14 protein-coding genes are annotated in these 17,708 nt (G+C 65.1%); 8 read left to right on the top strand and 6 right to left on the bottom strand.

The window, feature by feature from the left end; all coding sequences use genetic code 11:
• Window positions 1–756: 756 nt before the first annotated feature.
• The 3 genes from KIH79_RS08840 to KIH79_RS08830 all read left to right on the top strand — a co-directional run bounded on the left by KIH79_RS08840 (window position 757) and on the right by KIH79_RS08830 (window position 5,125).
• Window positions 757–2,994 carry an RNA degradosome polyphosphate kinase gene (locus tag KIH79_RS08840; RefSeq protein ID WP_219059052.1) on the top strand — a complete coding sequence of 746 codons (2,238 nt, stop codon included), beginning with the start codon at window positions 757–759 and terminating at the stop codon, window positions 2,992–2,994.
• A 201-nt stretch (window positions 2,995–3,195) separates the two neighbouring features.
• Window positions 3,196–4,407, top strand: coding sequence for an NUDIX hydrolase (locus KIH79_RS08835; protein ID WP_219059051.1), 1,212 nt, complete (start codon window positions 3,196–3,198; stop codon window positions 4,405–4,407).
• Window positions 4,408–4,411: 4 nt separating this feature from the next.
• Entirely contained in the window at window positions 4,412–5,125 is a 714-nt protein-coding gene (locus KIH79_RS08830; RefSeq protein WP_219059067.1) for a hypothetical protein, read from the top strand.
• Window positions 5,126–5,380: 255 nt separating this feature from the next.
• Here the strand turns inward: KIH79_RS08830 and KIH79_RS08825 are convergent, their stop codons facing one another.
• The 3 genes from KIH79_RS08825 to KIH79_RS08815 all read right to left on the bottom strand — a co-directional run bounded on the left by KIH79_RS08825 (window position 5,381) and on the right by KIH79_RS08815 (window position 8,295).
• On the bottom strand, window positions 5,381–6,136 hold the full coding sequence (locus KIH79_RS08825; RefSeq protein ID WP_219059050.1) for an energy-coupling factor ABC transporter ATP-binding protein: 756 nt from the start codon (window positions 6,134–6,136) through the stop codon (window positions 5,381–5,383).
• Between the two features lie 17 nt (window positions 6,137–6,153).
• Entirely contained in the window at window positions 6,154–6,963 is an 810-nt protein-coding gene (locus tag KIH79_RS08820) for an energy-coupling factor transporter transmembrane component T (RefSeq protein WP_219059049.1), read from the bottom strand.
• Window positions 6,964–7,098: 135 nt separating this feature from the next.
• Window positions 7,099–8,295 (bottom strand): energy-coupling factor ABC transporter permease, encoded by a 1,197-nt coding sequence (locus tag KIH79_RS08815; protein ID WP_219059048.1) that lies wholly within the window; start codon window positions 8,293–8,295, stop codon window positions 7,099–7,101.
• A gap of 431 nt (window positions 8,296–8,726) precedes the next feature.
• On the opposite strand from KIH79_RS08815, the gene KIH79_RS08810 reads away from it, so the two are divergent.
• The 4 genes from KIH79_RS08810 to KIH79_RS08795 all read left to right on the top strand — a co-directional run bounded on the left by KIH79_RS08810 (window position 8,727) and on the right by KIH79_RS08795 (window position 12,430).
• Window positions 8,727–9,494, top strand: a complete 768-nt coding sequence (locus tag KIH79_RS08810; protein ID WP_236023751.1) for an urease accessory protein UreE — start codon at window positions 8,727–8,729, stop codon at window positions 9,492–9,494.
• Between the two features lie 139 nt (window positions 9,495–9,633).
• Window positions 9,634–10,365, top strand: coding sequence for an urease accessory protein UreF (locus KIH79_RS08805; RefSeq protein ID WP_219059047.1), 732 nt, complete (start codon window positions 9,634–9,636; stop codon window positions 10,363–10,365).
• A gap of 224 nt (window positions 10,366–10,589) precedes the next feature.
• A complete protein-coding gene (ureG, locus tag KIH79_RS08800; protein WP_033495709.1) occupies window positions 10,590–11,198 on the top strand; it encodes an urease accessory protein UreG in 609 nt (202 codons plus the stop codon).
• Window positions 11,199–11,326: 128 nt separating this feature from the next.
• On the top strand, window positions 11,327–12,430 hold the full coding sequence (locus KIH79_RS08795) for an urease accessory protein UreD (RefSeq protein ID WP_219059046.1): 1,104 nt from the start codon (window positions 11,327–11,329) through the stop codon (window positions 12,428–12,430).
• Window positions 12,431–12,771: 341 nt separating this feature from the next.
• On the opposite strand, the gene ureC is transcribed toward KIH79_RS08795, so the two are convergent.
• Both ureC and ureA read right to left on the bottom strand, forming a co-directional pair.
• Window positions 12,772–14,496, bottom strand: coding sequence for an urease subunit alpha (gene ureC, locus KIH79_RS08790; RefSeq protein ID WP_219059045.1), 1,725 nt, complete (start codon window positions 14,494–14,496; stop codon window positions 12,772–12,774).
• A 28-nt stretch (window positions 14,497–14,524) separates the two neighbouring features.
• Complete coding sequence (ureA, locus tag KIH79_RS08785; RefSeq protein ID WP_219059044.1) at window positions 14,525–15,205, bottom strand: urease subunit gamma; 681 nt, start codon at window positions 15,203–15,205, stop codon at window positions 14,525–14,527.
• A 349-nt stretch (window positions 15,206–15,554) separates the two neighbouring features.
• On the opposite strand from ureA, the gene KIH79_RS08780 reads away from it, so the two are divergent.
• Window positions 15,555–16,802 (top strand): MFS transporter, encoded by a 1,248-nt coding sequence (locus tag KIH79_RS08780; protein ID WP_236023750.1) that lies wholly within the window; start codon window positions 15,555–15,557, stop codon window positions 16,800–16,802.
• 68 nt (window positions 16,803–16,870) lie between these two features.
• On the opposite strand, the gene KIH79_RS08775 is transcribed toward KIH79_RS08780, so the two are convergent.
• On the bottom strand, window positions 16,871–17,299 hold the full coding sequence (locus KIH79_RS08775) for a hypothetical protein (RefSeq protein ID WP_219059043.1): 429 nt from the start codon (window positions 17,297–17,299) through the stop codon (window positions 16,871–16,873).
• Window positions 17,300–17,708 lie beyond the last annotated feature (409 nt).

The raw sequence follows: 17,708 nt of genomic DNA, 5'->3' as shown, positions 1-17,708 counted from the left end.
GGGCGGGCCTTTTCTCCAAAAGCAGCTTAGGGCAGAATCTCTGCACAACTTCATCGTCGTAACGGTAAGTCTTTCCAATGCCCGTTCAACGTAACAGTCCTTTGTGACCATACACTCTTTGTGGGCTCTGCTCTGTTCTGTTTTGGTACTTCCATAAGATAGTCATGCACTCCCCCGGTCGCAAGCCGCATCGGGCGCATGTTCGCATTTTTGCGCAAGTGTTCGTTAGCCCTGATCAAACGCACCAAAACAGCAATATCATGCGCGAATCGAACCGGTTCGCTGTCGCATTGTGTGCGCTTCCCCGACTCCGCCGGAGTGTCGTGGCAGCCCCGTATCCGTTCACGGCTTCTCTTGACTCCGCACACCCAACCGCCGCCGGCGCGGCAAAACGGACAGACCATCACCGCATCGCCCCGCCCAGCACACCCCCAGCGAGGCATATCACCGAAAGTCCAACCGACATACCCTGCATAGCCGCCCCAGCGAAGCACAACGGCCAGGCCATCGCCGCATCGCCCCGCTCAGAGCGGTCCAGGCGAGGCACATCACCGAAGATCCAACCGGCATACCCCGCGTAGCCGGCCCAACGAAGCACAACGGCCAGACCATCACCGTATTGCCCCGCTTAGCACCACCGCAACGAGGCACATCACCGAAGAACCAACCGAAATGCCGCGCGCGAAACGTGAACTTGCATTGAATTCTCAAGACGTACGGGCACGCCGCCGCTTCAAGCGCTTAAAGTAGTTGGGTATGGCACAGATATTTGACGCACCCTCGAAGGCGATTCTCCGCAGCCAGATCGCGGAACACATCGCCGAAACGGACAAGAACGACCGCCGCGAGACGCGCCCCGACGAGCAGCCGCTGCCGCCGGACCGCTTCTTCGACCGCGAGCTGAGCTGGCTCAAGTTCAACAAGCGCGTCCTCGAGCTCGCCGAGGACGAGGACCAGCCGATCCTCGAACGCGCCAACTTCGGCGCGATCTTCGCCTCCAACCTCGATGAGTTCTTCATGGTCCGCGTCGCCGGCCTCAAGCGCCGTATCGACACGGGCATCGCCGTCACCGCGGCGAGCGGGCTGAGCCCGCGCCAGCAGCTGCGCGCGATCAGCGATCAGGCGCACCGCCTGCAGGACGAGCACGCGCACTACATCGTCGACCACATCCTGCCCAAGCTCGCGGAAGAGCGCATCGTGCTGCTGAGCTGGGACAAGCTCACCGCGGCCGAGCAGGAGCGCCTCTCCCGCTACTACCGCCAGCAGGTCTTCCCGGTCCTCACGCCGCTCGCGGTCGACCCGGCCCACCCGTTCCCGTACATCTCCGGCAACTCGATCAACCTCGCCGTGCTGGTCGAGAACCCGACCTCGGGCAAGTCGCACTTCGCGCGCGTGAAGATCCCGGGCAACCTGCACCGCCTCGTGCCGGTCGACGACATGACCGACGACGAGACCGGTGACGTGCGCTATGGCTTCATCACGATGGAAAACCTCATCATCGCGCACCTCGAATCCCTATTCCCGGGCATGATCATCAAGGAGGCGCGCTCGTTCCGCGTCACCCGCAACGAGGACATCGACGTCGAGGAAGACGACGCCGAGAACCTGCTCAACGCGATGGAAAAGGAACTGCTGCGCCGCCGCTTCGGACCGCCGATCCGCCTCGAGATCTCCGACGCGACCAGCCCGTTCCTCTCCCAGCTGCTCGCCGACCAGCTCGGCGTGAGCGCTGACGAGGTGTACCGCCTGCCCGCGCCGCTCGACATGACGCTGCTGTTCGAACTGCAGGGCCTCGACCGCCCGGATCTCAAGTACCCGCCGTTCATCCCGACCACGAACCGCCAGATCGCCGAGGTCGAGTCAAGCCGTGCGCAGGACATCTTCGCCGCCATCCGCGAGCGCGACATCCTGCTGCACCACCCCTACGACTCGTTCTCCACGTCCGTGCAGGCCTTTCTGGCACAGGCTGCGGCGGATCCTAAGGTTCTAGCCATCAAGCAGACGCTGTACCGCACCAGCTCGAACTCGCCGATCATCGACGCGCTCGTGGACGCGGCGCACGCCGGCAAGCAGGTGCTGGCGCTGGTCGAGATCAAGGCGCGTTTCGACGAGGACGCGAACATCATGTGGGCGCGCAAGCTCGAACGCGCGGGCGTGCACGTGGTCTACGGCATCGTCGGCCTCAAGACGCACTGCAAGCTGAGCCTCGTCGTGCGTCAGGAGCAGGACGGTCTGCGCCGCTACTGCCACGTCGGCACCGGCAACTACAACCCGAAGACCGCGCGTCTGTACACCGATCTCGGCCTGCTGACGTGCGATCCGGTCGTCGGCCAGGATCTGACGCGACTGTTCAACCAGCTGTCCGGCTACGCGCCGAAGTCCAGCTTCCATCGTCTGCTCGTCGCGCCGCGCACGATCCGCTCCGGCCTGATCCAGCGCATCCGCCGTGAGGAGGACGCCGCGCGCGCCGGCAAGGAAGCGTGGATCAAGATCAAGGTCAACTCGATCGTCGACGAGAAGACGATCGACGCACTCTACCGCGCAAGCCAGGCCGGCGTGAAGATCGACATCGTCGAGCGCGGCATCTGCGCGCTCAAGCCGGGCGTTCCGGGTCTGAGCGACAACATCCGCGTGCGTTCGATCCTCGGCCGCTTCCTCGAGCACAGCCGTATCTACGCGTTCTGCAACTCGGACGGTCCGCAGATCGGCGAAGGCCCGATTTCCGGTCCGGAGGTGTGGATCGGCTCGGCCGATCTGATGCACCGCAACCTCGACCGCCGCGTCGAGGCGCTTGTGCGCATCACCGCGCCGGAGCAGGTGGACGAGCTCATCAAGTACGTCGACCTGCAGATGTCCGACGACATCGCGTCGTGGCACATGCAGCCGGACGGCACGTATGTGCACGTCTCCCATGCCGAGGACGGCAGCCTGCTGGCCGACAGTCAGGAGCTGCTTATCAAGAAGCACACGCGTCGCCCGCGCGCGAACAGCTGACAGCCGAGGCAGAAAACTCCCGTGAGGGACCAGTGTTGACACGTGTGTCAACACTGGCGTGCTAAGATTGTTCACGCTAACAATTCAATGATTCGATGAATGGCCGACCCCGTTCAGGGGTCGGCCATTCATCGTTTCGAGGCACGCTACGTAGCCGCGAATCGCCGCCCGAGGCGCAAGCGGCTGCCCTACAATGGGAGGATGGGCAAAGTGAGACGCATTGTCGAGGCCGCAGGGGGCATCCTGTACCGCATCGTCCCCGACTCCGCACAAACAGACGCGCACCGCACGGACGGCGACATCAACGACGTAACCGCTCCCGACGCAGCCGAGCTCGCGCTGACCGAAACGACGGGAACAACCGATCCGACCAATCCCGCCAACCCAACGAACACCGACCCGGCGGCGGCCGCGGCAACGGCGTCGACCATCGCGGCCGACATCATCGACCGCATCGAAGTGTGCATCGTGCACCGTCCGAAATACGACGACTGGAGCTGGCCGAAAGGCAAGCTGGAAGTCAACGAATCGCACCGGCACGCGGCCGTGCGCGAAATCGGCGAGGAAACCGGCATGTCGGTCGCGCTCGGACCGTATCTGGGCGAAATCGAGTACCCGCTGGCCGAGGAAGGCAGCAAGACCCGGCATTCCAAGGACCGCACGGTCGACATGAAGCACATCGAATACTGGATGGCCACGCCGATCGACGACACCGACGCCGAAGAGCTCATCGATGCGCTCGGGCCGATCCACCGCGCCGACATCGGCGAAATCGACGACATCGTGTGGGTGAGCGTCACCGAAGCGCGCAAGATCCTCACCCATTCGACCGACAAGGACGTGCTCGCCCTGTTCGTCGACCGGCTGCAGGAAGGCGCGGCCGACGCGCAGAACGTGATCATCGTGCGCCACGCGAAGGCCGAGTCTCGCAAAACCTGGGACGGCACCGACGAAAACCGGCCGATCACGCCGCGAGGCGCCGCCGCCGCATACGCGCTCAACCGCGAGCTTGCCTGCTACAATCCGACGCGTCTCGCCACCTCCCCGTGGATGCGCTGCCGCGAAACGCTGCACGTGTTCTCATGGCAGACGAACCGGCCCATGACGCATCTCGACGATCTGACCGAAGACGCGTTCGCCGAGAACCCGAACCGCGCGTGGGACTGCTTCCGCAACGAAATCGACCATGCGCTGCGGCATCGCGAAACCGTGGCGATCTGCATGCACCGGCCGGTGATCGGCGGCATCTTCGACCATCTGCGCGAACTGTGCGCGGCGAAATCGCTCACGAAACGGCTCATCGCGAAAACGCCGTACATGCCGACCGGCACTGCGGTAGCCTTGTTTGTCGTCTCCTCGCCCGAGGGGCCGCGCATCATCGACATTCAGAAGGTTTCGCCACGTGTCTACTAACGCTGTGCACTACGGTTCCGGTTCCATCGTCTCCAGCCGCGCCAACGGGTTCACGCCCACCGGTTCGCCACGCCCGTCGCGGCCCGGGCAGATCGACCCCGGTCTGGTCGAAGGCATCGCCGGCGGGGCCGATCCGAGCGAAGTCAGCGAAATGAGCCACGCGTCGGCCGCGGCGCTGCTCGACCGGGTGCATCACACGGCCGATCCGCAGGTCGTCGCGCGCGTGCTCACGCTCGTCGACCGGGAGGGCGTGGATGTGATCGCGGAACTGTGGAGCAGGTCCGAGCCGGATTCGCTGCCGGGGATCCTGTGGCGACTGTATCTGCTGCGTTCGTGGATGCGGCAGCATGACGCGTCGATCGCGCGGTTGTGGCGCGTCGGCGAACCAGTCGCGACGGCAGCGTCGGCGATCGCCGGCGTGGATGCGGCGCCGACCGAGGACGATATCGCACGGACTGCGGATTCGATTTTGGCCGGTGCGTTCACGGGCGATTTTGCGGTGGCGTTGGAACGTGCGGCAGCGTTTACAGACGTGGTGGCGCTGGGATTGCGTGTGGAGGCGAAGCGGCTGTCCTCGTCGTCGTCCGTGGCGGCGGCCGGCGTGCAACGGCAGCCGGACAAGGCCGCGCGACTGCTGCACACGGCGAGCAACCTGATGGTCACCGCGCGCGACTTTCGGCACGGCGCCTCGCTGTGGCGGCGTGGCAAGCTCGATTAGCCGCTATACTGAGTACTCGCGTCGGGCCGTGCATAGCCCCGGGCTCCATTTTTTGCCGCTGCGAGCGGCCTTTGCGCCGACAGGCGCTTTCACGGTTCGGCGCTTCTTTGTTTTCACGCCGCATATAGGTTAAGTGATTGATACGCGTACGATGTTGGACAGTATTGACCGTCGTGACGCTCCCCCAGTCAGCCTACGGCTGACAGCCCCCTCAGCCGAGGGGGCCGAGGCTACCGCCAACTTTTTCACACTTTCCTATCCAATAAACGGCTCGATGCGCAGGATGCGGGCGTTGAGGCGCTCCACGACGTCGTGATGATGGGTGGAGATGAGCACGGTTTTGCCGGCGGCGACGAAGGAGCGCAGCACGTCCACCACAATGTCGGTGTTGCGTTCGTCGAGCCCGTCGGTCGGCTCGTCGAGCACGAGCAGGTCGGGGTTCATCGACAGGCAGCAGGCGATCGCGACGCGCTTCTTTTCGCCGCCGGACAGCCGATACGGCGCACGGTCCCGCATCCGTTCAAGCCCGAACAATGCGACCATATCGTCCACCCGCCGCGTGATTTCAGCGTCCGGCAGACCCATCTGCATCGGCCCGAACGCGATCTCCTCCTCGACAGACGGGCAGAACAGCTGCGTGTCAGAATTCTGGAACACGAATCCGACGCGCTGGTGCAGCGCCTTGGCGAACGAACTGTCCCGCCGCTCAATCGAACGCCGCTCCACCAGCGTTCCGCCGAGCCGGTACGATCCGGAATCCGGGAATTCGAGCGCGTTGATGATGCGCATGATCGTGGTTTTGCCGCTGCCGTTCGGCCCGAGTAGGGCCACGCATTCGCCGCGCGCGATCGTCATCGAGAAGTCGCGCAGCACCGGATGCGCCTCGTCGTAGCCTTCGCCGCGAGCGCGATACGCGAAGTCCACGTGCTCCAGCGCCACCAGCGGATCGCCGGTGAACCATTCGGCCCGTTCGGTGTTCTTGTCCGAAGCCTTGCCTGCAAACCAACCCATATGTCCCATCCTGTCCGTCACCCCAAATACGCGGCCAGCGCGATCACCGCCGCCACGCCCAGCGCATACGCCGCGTTCGGCCATGTCAGCCAACGTTCGCGGCGCACCCGGTAGCGCCCGTCGAATCCGCGGCACGTCATCGCTTCGGCCATGCTGCGCGCCTGCGCGTTCGCGCGCAGAAACAGCGCGCCGAGCAATCGCCCGGCCGACTTGAGCTTGCGCGCATCCCGCCCGACGCTGCGCAGTCGCAGCGCGTCGAGCAGCTGCATCATCGACCGGCCGAGCACGTCGATGAACTGGATCGTCACGTCGCACACGTACACGACCGAATCGGGCACGCCGAGCCCGCGCAGGCCGCCGATCAGCCGGTTCCACGGCACGGTCCGCGCGAGCGCGATCACGAGCGACACGGCCACGAACGCGCGCACGACGAGCCGTACGGGCGCGTCGGTCTGCCCGACGAACACGGCCGGCAGGGCAACGACGAGGCTGAGCAGGCACACGGCGAGCGTCGGCGCGAGGATCGCAGCGATCAGCCGGGCCGGTCGCGCGGCGAGCAGCGCCAGCGCGACGGCGAGCATGACGTACGAGAACAGCATGTTGCGCGTGACGTTCACGCATACGATCGCAGCCAGCACGCCGGCCAACCGCAGCGACGGCGAGACGGCGGCGAGCACACGGTCGAGCGGGCTGCGGTCGAGCGGCAGCGCGGCGCCGACCTGCGCGAGCACGTCGCCGATATGCGCAAGATTGCGTTCGATGAACGACGATCGGTCCGCAGGAGGATCGTAGCGTTCGGACGTGCGCAGCCAGTCGGGCAACACCACGTCTGCGGACGGACGGCTTGCGGACGTCCGTTGGCCGATCGAAATTGGCGTTGCTGGCAGATTCTCAACCGGCTGACTCCCGACCGGCTGACTCCCGACCGACTGACGATGAGTCATGATGACGCTGTTTCGGCGTTATCCGCGCGTTTTCCGACCGCTCACGGCGAGCGCGAGCAGGCGGAAGACGATGGTGGTGACGGCGATGCCGATCACGGCGGAGAGGAGATAGCCGGCGATGTCGGGCAGGCCGGAGAGCGAATAGTCGGGCAGCAGCGCGTTCCACGAGAATCCGTGCGCGATGTACTGCGGCACGTAGTCGAGGCCCGTGGCGGCCATGAAGTCCTCGGCTCCCCATTCGCCCCACGCGTCGCCGGTGGCGATCAGGCCGATCGGCGAGAGCAGCGCGACGGCGGCAAGCGCGATCCACGCGGATGCGCGCAGCCCGGCGCGTGGTTGCGCGGCGACCGGCACGGCCGGCACGTCAGCCGCCGTCTCATTCACCGCCCGCCCGGCGATGTCTCCAGACGCAGCCCGCGACCGCACGATTTCCGGCGCGGTGCGGCGCACGAAGTCGACGACCGCGACGGTCATCAGGCCTTCGACCACGCCGGCGACCGCCAGATGCGGGATGAGCATGGCCGGAACCGTCACAGCGAGACCGAACGGAAAGTAGAGCGACTGTCCGTCAATCGCACGGAACAGCAGCGGCTGCACACCCAGTTCGATTGCGACGCACAGCGCGGCCATCGTAATGCCGACGTATCCGGCGACAAACTGCGCGATGCGATCGACGCCGGCAGGCACGGCCGCCACCGCTGCTTCCACGGAGGAAGCCGTCGCGGCCGCGGGGCGAGCCGAACCGCCCGCCGACTCTCCCGCCGGGCGCCGACCGGCGATCCGCGACGCCACACCACGGACGCCCGCATACAGCCCATACGCCGTGAACGGCAGCACTACGCCCATGTTGAAGCAGTTCGCGCCGAGCGTGATCAGACCGCCATCGCCGAACAGCAGCGCCTGCAGCAGCAGCGCGACGGACACGGCGACGGTCGCGTACTGCGGGCCGAGCAGCAGCGCGATGAGCGCGGCGCCGACGCCGTGCGCGGTGGTGCCGCCGGGCGTGGGCACGTTGAACATCATGATGAGGAACGAGAACGCGGCTCCCGCGCCCAAATACGCCATTTTCTCCGGCGTGGCCTCGCGCATCACCGCGCGCATGCACAGGAACCAGACGGGGATCATCACGACCCAGAACAGCGCGCCGGTGGACGGCGAGATGAAATTGTCCGGAATGTGCATGGCGAGCGTCACGGTTTCGGGGGCTGTCGTCATGCCCGTCTCCCTTCTCGTTGCTCGTTGATGACGGCCGACGATCGTCCGCCGCACGCGTTCATGAATGGCAACGTAATATCACACTCGTGATTCGGCTTGCGCACGACGCTCGTCAAACGGTTGCGATCGTTGCGAAACGCCGATGCACGACATGCGCGTTTCGCATCGTGGTCACGTATGTTCCGCATATTTTTCGGCATATTTCGTCGCGTGTTCCGCACGGTTGCGACCGTTTGCGACGATGCACGCGACGATCGCGGACGATCCGCACGCCGACGCGCGACCGTTCGTTACAAACGGCCGCAACGGCGCTCGTACACTGTCCCTCAGTTCAACCGGCACGACCCGACCGCCGCGACGATACGCGACCGACGGGCACGGCAATCGGCAGACGGCAACGGCCGCCGACGCAGACAACGGAAGGAGCGCGGATGATCGCCAAGGAGATAACCGGCAACATCATCGAGCAGCAGTACGACGACGGCAAGCTGAACGTGCCGATCGCGTTCGACTGGTTCGAGACGGACAAGAAGCGCATGCGCAAGGTCGCCGAGGACGGCACCGAGTTCGGCGTGATGGTCGGACGCACGATCAAGGACGGCGACGTGCTCGCCGAAACCGAGGACAAGCGCTATTTCGCGCGTATCAAGACCGCTCAGCTCATCGAGATCCCCGTGAGCTCGATGAAGGAGATGGGCCGCCTGTGCTTCGAGCTGGGCAACCGCCACCTGAGCCTCAAGGTCGAGAACGACCGCGTGCTCGTGCCGTACGACCACCCGACGATGGAGTACACGAAGAAGATCGGATTCGAGCCGCACATCATCGAGGGCGGGTTCGACGGGTTCCTGATCGTCAAGGCGCACGCCGGTTCGGGCACGATCATTCCGGGCACGAACAAGACCACGGGCGACGTGGCCGAGGAGGAGCAGGAGGCCGAGGCGGACGCCGACTGGGCCGCGAAGGAGGCCGCGAACGGCGAGGCGGGAACGGCCGGTCACGGGCACGACAATCATGGGCACGGCGAGCACGCACACGATCATGAGCACGGCCATCATCATGACCACGTCCACGCCGAACCCGGCGTCGACGACGATCATCCGTACGAGCTCAAGCCGGGCGAATACGAGTCGAACGGCGTGCTGCACCGCCCCGACGGCTCGCACAGCCACGACGGCGGACGCACCTGGCACACGCACTGATCGCGTCGGCAATCTTCCGAAACCCTGCGGACTCAATGCGATGGGTCCTGACTACCCCCTCAGTCACTGCGTGACAGCTCCCTTGGCAAGGGGAGCCAAGAAATTGAGTACGCAACACCGACCACACGAAAGCCGTCACATGAACGTCAACGAAACCGAAGCGCGACGCCTCGCCATGCTGCAGGTGTGCGACAGCGTGTTCCCCGTGGGAGCGTTCGCGCTGTCGAACGGCATGGAGACGTTCGTGCAGCGCGACTTCCTGCGCCGCGGCCCCGACTTCGAGCAGTACATGAAGAACTATCTCGAGGTCGCGCCGTACAAGGAGATCGGCCAGATGGTGATCGCCGGCCGGTACGCGACCGACGCGCGCCTGTCAAGCCGCGGATTGGCCGCCAAACTGGTCGAATTGGACGAACTGGCGAGCGCGCTGCAGTCGGCGCGCGAGATCCGCGAAGGCAGCGAGCGCATGTGCACGCGCTTGGTCAAGCTTGCGGACCAGATGGACGCCGGCTGCGGCCAGCGTTCGCCGTCGCTCGACCTGTACGCCGGGCTGATCCGCGACGGGCGCTGCCGCGGCCTGCATTCGATCGCGATGGGACTGTACGCGGCCGACCACGCACCGGACGTGCGCGACGCGGCGATCATGTACGGCTATTCGCTGCTCAGCGCGCTGACGATGTGCGCGGCGAAGGCGATCCCCTTAAGCCAGTACGCGGGTCAGGTCGCGTTGCACGACTCGTTCCCGCGGCTCGTGCACGCGGTCGACGTCGCAATGACGCTCAAGCCCGACGATCTCGGCATTTCCGGCGCCTATCTCGACATCGCCGCCATGCAGCACGAAACCCTCTATTCGAGGCTGTATATGAGCTGATTCGGCAATCGGCAGAGAGGCAAAGCGCAAAACGCAACGTAATGCAACCCAACGAGGCGACGGTCGGCATATGCGATGATCGACCGTATGACTTGGCCGAGCGGCCCGGAGCGTGTCGGGCATCGTATATGCCGACCGTCGCCGGACACCGCACTTACGTAACAATCCGCACCAAAATCATCAATCGACAATCAGTCAACCAAACCAAGCACAAGGAGAACCCCATGTCATACGTACGCATCGGCGTCGCCGGCCCCGTCGGCTCGGGCAAGACCGCGCTCATCGAGCGACTGACCCGCAAGATGGCCGACGAATACAGCATCTGCGTCGTCACCAACGACATCTACACCAAGGAGGACGCCGAATTCCTCATCGAGCACAGCCGCCTGTCGCCCGACCGCATCGTCGGCGTGGAAACCGGCGGCTGCCCGCACACCGCCATCCGCGAGGACTGCTCGATGAATCTCGAGGCGTGCGAGGAAATGGCCCGCACCCACCCGGACGTGCAGATCATGTTCGTGGAGTCGGGCGGCGACAACCTGTCCGCCACGTTCAGCCCCGATCTGGCCGACGCGACGATCTACGTGATCGCCACCGACGAGGGCGACAAGATCCCGCGCAAGGGCGGCCCGGGCGTCACCCGCTCCGACCTGCTGGTCATCAACAAGGCCGATCTGGCACCGCTCGTGCACGCCGACCTTGACGTGATGGCGCGAGACAGCAAGAAGATGCGCGGCGACCGTCCGTTCATCTTCACCGACCTGATGGGCGGCGCGGGCGTGGACGACGTGATCGCGTGGATCAAGAAGTCCGTACTGTTCGAGGACATGTGATCGAACGCGCGCGTACAGTCGGCGAGCAGTCGGCGCACAGTCACGCACGGCGACCGCACGCGCGCTTCGTCTCATCGCGCCGACGCGGCGCATCCGCATATTCCGCATAGTTTCGCAGGAGTCGATCCATGTCCAGCAGCACGTTCCGTCTGTCCACCGCGTTCCGTCATGGGCGCACGAAAATCGACGACGTGTATTTCGAGGCGCCGTTCAAGCTGATGACGCCGTTCACGAATGGCCGTCATTCGGATTTCATCGTGATGCTCGCCTCGCCGGGTTTCCTGAAGGGCGACGAGGCGCACATCGAGCTTGATTTCGGTCCGGGCACGGATTCGACGATCAAGACGCAGAGCTACGAGAAGGTGCTCGACACGGACGACGGTTCGGCGTCGCGCACGATCGACCTGACCGTGCGGGGCGACGCGAAGGCCGTGTTTCTGCCGTTCCCGGTGATTCCGTTCCGCAACAGCTCGTTCGAGAACCGCACGACCGCGCATATCGCGGCCGAGTCGACGTTCGTGTACGCGGACGTGGTGACGTGCGGCCGCGTCGGCATGGACGAGCGCTGGGCGATGCGTCGGTTCGCGAACCGGTTGCGCGTGGTCGTCGACGAGCCGGCTGCGATTGCCGCGGCCCGAGCCGGACGACCGTCTGCCGGCGCGGAAACGACCACGGCGAGCATGGCGACGACTGGTGCGGAGACGGCGGTTACGGCCGATTCCGCGCAGGCTGTGCCGACCGCCGCGACTCCTGACGCGGGCGCCCGCCGTCGCGGCCGGCCGCCGAAGGCCGAGTCGCACGCGCGGCTCGCGTTCGCGGACCGGATGCTGCTGGAGCCGGCCGCGTTCGACTACACGGAGATGGGCATGTGGCGGTCGTTCACGCATTGCGGCGTGCTGTACGCGCATGTGCCGGGGATTGATCCGGCGGCTGGGACGACGGCGATCAACTTGGTTGAAACCGCTCCTGACTCCGAGGCAATCGCGGCAGACGACGCGACTGCCGCCGACATGTCCCCTGCCGCGGTCGCGGCGCGCGTTGAGCAGGCGCGCATCGCCGCGGAGGACGCGTTGATCGACCGCATCCGCTCGTATGCGGATTCGATCGGATTCACTGGCGAACTGGGCGTGAGCCGCGCTATCGACGGCGTGTGCCTGCGCGTGCTCACCAACCGCGGCGACGACGCGTTCGATCTCATCAAGGCCGTGGCCGACATCGTCACAAACGGCTGATCTCTATTTTCAGCAGCGCTGCCGCTCCAGTTTGACTCCAGTTTGACGATTGAGAGGCTAATTTCACGTTTTGCGCAGGTCAGTTCGACGATCGAGAGGCTACCCGACACCAGAAAGAGACGTGGAACCAGCGGCATATGATGCGATGACGCCGTTACGCAACGGGTCATCGTATTGAGTTAGCCTCTCGATCGTCAAACCGACCTCGACAGAAACCGAAATCAGCCTCTGAATCGTCAAACTGCATTCCGCTTTGAGACGCCAAGAGCCCTCTGAGCCGTTCCGAACCACACTGGAACGATCCAAAACGTTCCCAGCCGCCAGAGCGGTCGAATGCCGGTTCAGAACAGGAAGTAGCGCTGGGTGAGCGGCAGCTCGTACGCCGGATCAGAGTGGACGAGTTCGCCGTCGACCGTCACCTGGAAGGTCTCCGGGTTGACCTGGATGTCGGCGAGCACGTCGTTGAACTTGAGGTCCTTCTTGCCGACCATGCGGCAGCCGTGCACCGGCAGCACTTGCCGCTGCAATCCCAGCTTGCCCTTGATGTCGTCGTCGTAGGCGGCCTGCGAGACGAACGTGGCGCAGCTGGAGCCGAGCGCACGGCCGAGCGCACCGAACATGTCGCGGTAGTAGACCGGCTCCGGCGTCGGGATGGACGCGTTTGCGTCGCCCATGCGAGCGTATGCGATCGAACCGCCCTTGATGACCATTTCCGGCTTCGCGCCGAACATGGCCGGCTGCCAGAGCACCAGATCGGCCATCTTGCCGACCTCGACGGAGCCCACGTAGTCGGCGATGCCGTGTGTGATGGCCGGGTTGATCGTGAACTTGGACACGTAGCGTTTGACGCGGAAGTTGTCGTTGCGATTGTTGTCATGCGCGTCCTCGGGCAGCGGGCCGCGCTGGCGCTTCATCTTGTCGGCGGTCTGGATGGTGCGCGTGATGACCTCACCCACGCGGCCCATCGCCTGCGAGTCGGAGCTCATCATGGAGATGATGCCCATGTCGTGCAGCACGTCCTCCGCGCCGATCGTCTCGGGGCGGATGCGCGAGTCGGCGAACGAGATGTCCTCGGGCACGTTGCGGTCGAGATGGTGGCACACCATCATCATGTCGAGGTGCTCGTCGATGGTGTTGCGCGTGTACGGCATGGTCGGGTTCGTGGAGCTCGGCAGCACGTTCGGGAAGCCGGCCGCGCGGATGATGTCCGGCGCATGGCCGCCGCCGGCGCCTTCCGTGTGGTACGTGTGGATGGCACGCCCCTTGAACGCGGCGATCGTGTCCTCCACGCAGCCGCCCTCGTTCAGGGTGTCGGTGTGGATGGCGACCTGCACGTCCATGTCGTCGGCCACGCCGAGGCAGGTGTCGATCACGGCCGGGGTGGATCCCCAGTCCTCGTGGATTTTCAGGCCCGCCGCGCCCGCGCGGATCTGCTCGCGCAGCGGTTCGGGGCTCGAATCGTTGCCCTTGCCGAGATACGCGATGTTGACGGGCAGCGCTTCGGCCGCTTCGATCATGCGCGCCAGGTGGAACGCGCCCGGATTGCAGGTGGTCGCGTTGGTGCCGTCGGCCGGGCCGGTGCCGCCGCCGACCATCGTGGTGACGCCGCCGGCGAGCGCGGTGCGCACCTGCTGCGGGGAGATGAAGTGGATGTGCGTGTCGAGTCCGCCCGCGGTGACGATGAGTCCTTCGCCGGCGATCGCCTCGGTGCCGGAGCCGACGGCGAGGCCGGGGGTGACGCCGTTCATGGTCTGCGGGTTGCCGGCCTTGCCGATGGCGCTGATCTTGCCGTTTTTGATGCCGATGTCGGCCTTGTAGATGCCGGTCCAGTCGACGATGAGCGCGTTGGTGATGACAGTGTCGGGCGATTCCGCGTCGAGCTGCACGGAGCTTTGCCCCATGCCGTCGCGGAATGACTTGCCGCCGCCGAATTTGAGCTCGTCGCCGTAGTGCGTGCAGTCGCGTTCGACTTCGATGATGAGGTTCGTGTCGCCGAGGCGCACGCGGTCGCCGGTGGTCGGGCCGAACATGCCCGCGTAGTCCTTGCGTGTGATGGTCTTGCTCATGATATTTCGTCCTGTCCTCGTGCCGCTCTCAAATGCCCAGGAATCCCTGTTCGTGCGCCTTGGCGAACGCGGCCTCGCGCACCTGCGGGTCGTCGAGCCGGCCTTCAACGAGCGCGCTGAAGCCGTGGATTTCGCGCGTGCCGCCGATGTCGATGAGCCGCACGCGATGTGCCTCGCCCGGTTCGAATCGCACGGCCGTGCCGGCGGGGATGTCGAGCCGCTTGCCGTAGGCGGCCTTGCGGTCGAACTTGAGGTATTTGTTGACCTCGAAGAAGTGGAAGTGCGAACCGATCTGGATGGGCCGGTCGGCGGTGTTGACCACGTCGAGTTCGATTGCGTCCTTGCCATCGTTGATGGTCAGGTCGCCGTCGGCGAGCAGGTATTCGCCGGGCACGAGTTGTTCGGTCGATTCGATCGGATTGTGGATGGACACGAGTTTGGTGCCGTCGGGGAACGTCGCCTCGACTTCGACCACGTCGAGCATTTCGGCCACGCCGTCCATCACGTCCTCGGGCTTGAGCAGCGTGCGCCCGTACTGCATGAGTTCGGCCACGATGGCGCCTTCGCGCGCGCGTTCCACGCATTCGGAGGAGATCAGCGCGATCGCCTCCACGTAGTTGAGCTTCACGCCCCGCGACTTGCGGTCCTTGGCGAGCTGCCCCGCCAAATACAGCATGAGTTTGTCGGTTTCCCGCGGTGTCAGTCTCATCAGGCCCCCATCGTCGTCGTCAGCAGTTCCGGCGATTGCGTTCGACGCGCGCAGGTCCTGCGCGCATCGCATGCGTCGCGGCACCCGTGGCACGCGCAACGCACGGCGAACGCGACGTACGCGATGCGCGGCGACGCACGTCCGCGCAATCGCGAATCGCCGCAATTCTACGGCCGCAATACAAACGGCATGTTTCCGGCTGTGCGATCATCGTGTATTCCGTCCGAATGCCGAACGTCCTGTCCGCGGACGCCCCACCGCATCTGTCGGTCGCCGCCCGTTCCGCGTATCCCGACGTTCCCGCCGCGCAGCCCGTTCCATCAGGCGCCCCCCTGCTACGCTGACGTCCATGAACAAATTGGGACGGATCAGCCGGCTGAGTCTGGCGTTGCGCTGGGCGCTGGTGGGCATGACCATGTCGATGCTGAGCAACGCGGTGTTCGAGGGTTCGGTGATCCCGTCGATCCTGGCGGTCGGGCTGCCGGCGTGGGTGGTGGCGTTCCGCCGCACATTCGGCTTGGCAGTGGATTTCGCATCGCCGGCGGCCGCGTGGATCGTGCAACGGTTCGGCTCGTTCCGTTCGCTGGCCAGCGCCGAGGGCGTCGAGGGCGTGTTGTGTCTGACGGTCGCACTAGTGCCCGGCGGTTGGGAGTATTGGAAGTGGCTGCTGCTCGCGCTGTCGTGTCTGCTGCTGATGACCGGTCAGGTGATAGACGTCGCGTCCGAAGTGTTTGAGGTCGATGCCGCGGAGGGCGACGACGGCATGCTCGTGCAATACAGCGGCTATGTGAGCGTGATTTCGAGCGTCGCCGGCACGCTGCTCGGTCAGGTCGCCGGTTCGGCGATCGCCAACGCGTCGGTCAAGGCGATGCTGCTCGCATCGGCCTTGTTGTCGTTCGGCTGCGCGCTCACGCGATTCCGCACGCGTGATCTTATGCCCGGCGTGACGATGAACGCGGCGGACGTCGCCGCGCAAACCGCAACGGATGCGACGACCGATGTCCCGTCCCGCGACGATACGGCCTTCGATCATGAGCCGGCTGGTCGTACGGACGCGGACCGTACGACCAGAGTCCGTCTGCTGGCGGCGTCCGCGCTGATGGCGCTGGTGCCGGCGCTGTGGATGAGCTATACGATGCTTGGTCTTGGCGAGGAGTACGGCGGCGATGCGCTGACCGTGCTGTACGCGTGCAGCGGCGTGGGCGCGATCATCGGATCGTTCGCGTACATGCGCTGGTCGGCGAAGCTGGGCATGCGCCGCATCGGCATGATCGGCGTCGCACTGACGGCCGTGGCGCTCGTGTTCGTGGCGATTCCGACGTTGCCGACCGCGTGCGTCGGCTGGCTGCTGGACCAGTTGGGCTATGGCCTGCTCGCGCAGGCCGTGGTCATGTCCCGCATGTTGCAGCTGCGCGGGAGCGATCTCGCCCGTTTCAGCGGCCGCGCGCGCTTCGCCTATGCGGTCGGCAGCGCCGCCGGCACGTGGGCCGGCTGGGCGATGTCCGCCGACTGGCGTCTGCTCTCGCCCCTTGCGCTGATTCTGTGCGTCGGTTTCCTTCCCCTGTTTCGGGCCATGCCGACATCGGACCGCGGGTAGCAGCCGGTCGCAGGCCGCATCTTCGTCGCGCTGCTTCACGGGAAGACGTCAACGAAGGCAATGGATCGTCAGACGAGCGGGGCGCGGGAGTCGAGGGTGCAGACGACGCCTGTTTCGGTGCGCACCCATTCGATCGCCTGCAGGGCGGCGATGTTCCACAGCGCGTGCGGGATGCCGCCGAGGTCGGGCTGGTCGGCCCAGAACGTCGCGTCGTCGGGGAACACGGTGACGACCGTGCCCTCTTCGGCCGGCGTGATGATGCGGTAGAGCCGGCGGGCCAGCGTGGCGACGAATTCGTTGGCCGCGCCGAGCGTGTCGATGATGTGCTGGTCGGCGGTGGCCGGCGGGCCGACGATCTCCCACGATTCGACGTCGGAGGCGTCCCACTGGGCCGATTCGCCGTCGACCTTGCGTTCCAACGTGACGAACAGGCGCGCGAATTCGCCGGACGTCAATCCGGTCACCCGCCTGCGCGTGGCCAATTCGATCGGTGTCATCCCAACCTCCCCATCCTTGGTATCCTGCCGATTCCAGCATACGCAAGGATGGCGGCATCATCGGGACATGCACCAAGCCACCGAACGTGCCTTCCGCATGTCGAACATTGTCATGAGTGCCGAACGAGCAACTCACCGGTTTCGCCGACGTCGCTCATACTCCACAAATTAACGTTCGCGCAGCAGGATTTCAGTAAGTACCGCATTTACCAGGACACAGTTTTGGTTATAGCTAGAGCAATGATGTGGTAATAGCTACAGCAATGTTATGGTAATATGTATAGCAAGGTTTTGGTTTTCCGAGCTGAAGGAGCCTTGCATGATCCCACGATTGCTTACCGAACAGGTGCAACGGTCCGCCGCATGGTTTCCGATCGTTTCCGTCACCGGACCGCGTCAAAGCGGCAAG

Source organism: Bifidobacterium miconis, assembly GCF_019331735.1.
Classification (GTDB): Bacteria; Actinomycetota; Actinomycetes; order Actinomycetales; family Bifidobacteriaceae; genus Bifidobacterium; species Bifidobacterium miconis.
This window is presented reverse-complemented; position numbering and strand designations above follow the sequence as displayed.